This window comes from Phenylobacterium sp., from assembly GCF_036402295.1.
Taxonomy (GTDB): Bacteria; Pseudomonadota; Alphaproteobacteria; order Caulobacterales; family Caulobacteraceae; genus Phenylobacterium.
The window spans coordinates 1-1,861 of record NZ_DASWTE010000268.1 but is presented as its reverse complement, the minus strand read 5'-3'; the positions used below and the strand labels follow the sequence as shown (position 1 = coordinate 1,861).

The following is a 1,861-nucleotide window of genomic DNA, read 5'->3' as shown; positions in this document are numbered from 1 at the left end:
CATGGCCGCAGCGCCCACGAACATGGCGCCCACCGAGTTGGTGATCGACATGTCGAACGTCAGGCCACCGATCTGGAAGACCGGACCGTCCCAGATCTTCTGGATCAGGAACTGGTGCATCGGATCGATCTTCGGCGCGTCCGCCATTACGTCCTCTAGTCCTCGTCCTCGTCGGGAGCGCTGGGCAGGGGCCCGGCCTTCTCCGTCGCTTCTTTTGTCGTCCGCGCCGCGGTTCGCACCGCGACGAAGATGGAAAGTCCCGAGCCCGCCAGCAGTCCGATGACCAGACCCAGCGGCGCCGGCGTGATGAAGCGATCCGCGAGCCAGCCCAGGCCGGCTCCCATCAGCACCCCACCCACCACTTCGCTGAGGAAGCGGTAACCCTGCGCCATGGCCCGGTGGGAGTCTCCGCTCTCACGCCGCGCCTGCGCCGCCTCTGCCGCAGCGAGCCGTTCAGCGAGGCTTTTGGCCTCGGCGTTCGGCTCGTTCTTCCGGCGCATTCGTGGGATGGCCTTACGACCGCCACGTCGCCGCCACGGCGGGGGCTTCAGGTCGCGCGGAACCTATAGAGACGTGTGCAGTGCGTCAAGGTGCGTTGGCCACCCCGTAACCATCTGTATTTGCTGATTATTATTCCAGGCGCGACAGTCCGCCCGCACCCATCGCGACCTACTGGGCCGCCATCGCCTCGGCTTGCCTAAGGTCAACCGAGACCAGCTGCGAGACACCCCGCTCCGCCATGGTCACGCCGAACAGCCGATCGGTCCGGGCCATGGTCACCGGGTTGTGGGTGATGACGATGAAGCGGGTCGCCGTGCGCCGGCACATCTCGTCCAATAGGTTGCAGAAGCGGTCGACGTTGGCGTCGTCCAGCGGCGCGTCCACCTCGTCCAGCACGCAGATCGGCGCCGGTTGGGCGAGGAACACCGCGAAGATCAGCGCCGCCGCCGTCAGGGCCTGCTCGCCGCCGCTCATCAGGCTCATGGTGGCCATGCGCTTGCCGGGCGGGCAGGCGAAGATCTCGAGGCCTGCTTCGAGGGGGTCGTCCGATTCGACCAGCCGCAGCTCGGCCTGGCCGCCCTGGAATAGCGCCTCGAACAGCGTCTTGAAGTGCTCGTTGATGACGCCGAACGCCGCCGTCAGCCGCTCGCGGCCCTCGTGGTTCAGCTCGTCGATTCCCTGGCGCAGGCGCGCGATGGCGCCGGTCAGGTCGGCGCGCTCGACGTTCATGGTCTCGAGCCGCCCGGAAAGCTCGGCGGCCTCCTCCTCGGCGCGCAGGTTCACCGGGCCGATGGCCTCGCGCTGGCGCTCCAGGTTGAAGAGGTGCGCCTCCATCCCCTCGGCGTCGGCGGGGACCGCGACGGCTTCGTCCGCCAGCTTCTTCGCCAGTTCCTCGGGCTCCATCCGCGCGGCCTCGCGGATATTGGCCGACACCTCCTGCAGGCGCTGCACGGCGGCCTCGGCGTGGGCCGTGAAGCTGGCGCGCAGTTCGCGGGCTTCGGACGCGGCAGCCTCGCAGGCGCGCAGGCCCCGGTCGGCGTCGGCGCGCTCGTGCTCGGCCGCCGCCAGTGCGTCGGAGGTCTTGGCCCGGCGGGCCTCGGCGGCGGAGAGTTCGTCCAGGAGAGCGGTCTTGCGGCCCTCCAGCGTCGAGGGCGCGTCCTGGGCGGCCACGAGGGCGGCGTGGGCCTTGCCGCGGGCCTCGTCCAACTGGCCGACGCGCTTGGCGGCCGCGGCGGCGCGGCGGGTCCAGTCCTCGTGCTCGCGGGTCAGGGTCTCGAGCCGGCGGGCCCGGCCGTCGCGCTCGCGGATCTCCAGCTCGTAGGCCGAGCGCGCCTGGGCGGCGGCCTCGCGGGCCGGGCCG

General features: G+C 70.7%; 1 protein-coding gene and 1 pseudogene. Both read right to left on the bottom strand.

The features are described from left to right. Positions 1-155: 155 nt before the first annotated feature. A complete protein-coding gene (locus tag VGD44_RS16400; RefSeq protein ID WP_331089015.1) occupies positions 156-500 on the bottom strand; it encodes a F0F1 ATP synthase assembly protein in 345 nt (114 codons plus the stop codon). A 169-nt stretch (positions 501-669) separates the two neighbouring features. Next, positions 670-1,861 (bottom strand): annotated as a pseudogene (locus VGD44_RS16395) (chromosome segregation protein SMC); the annotation flags it as partial.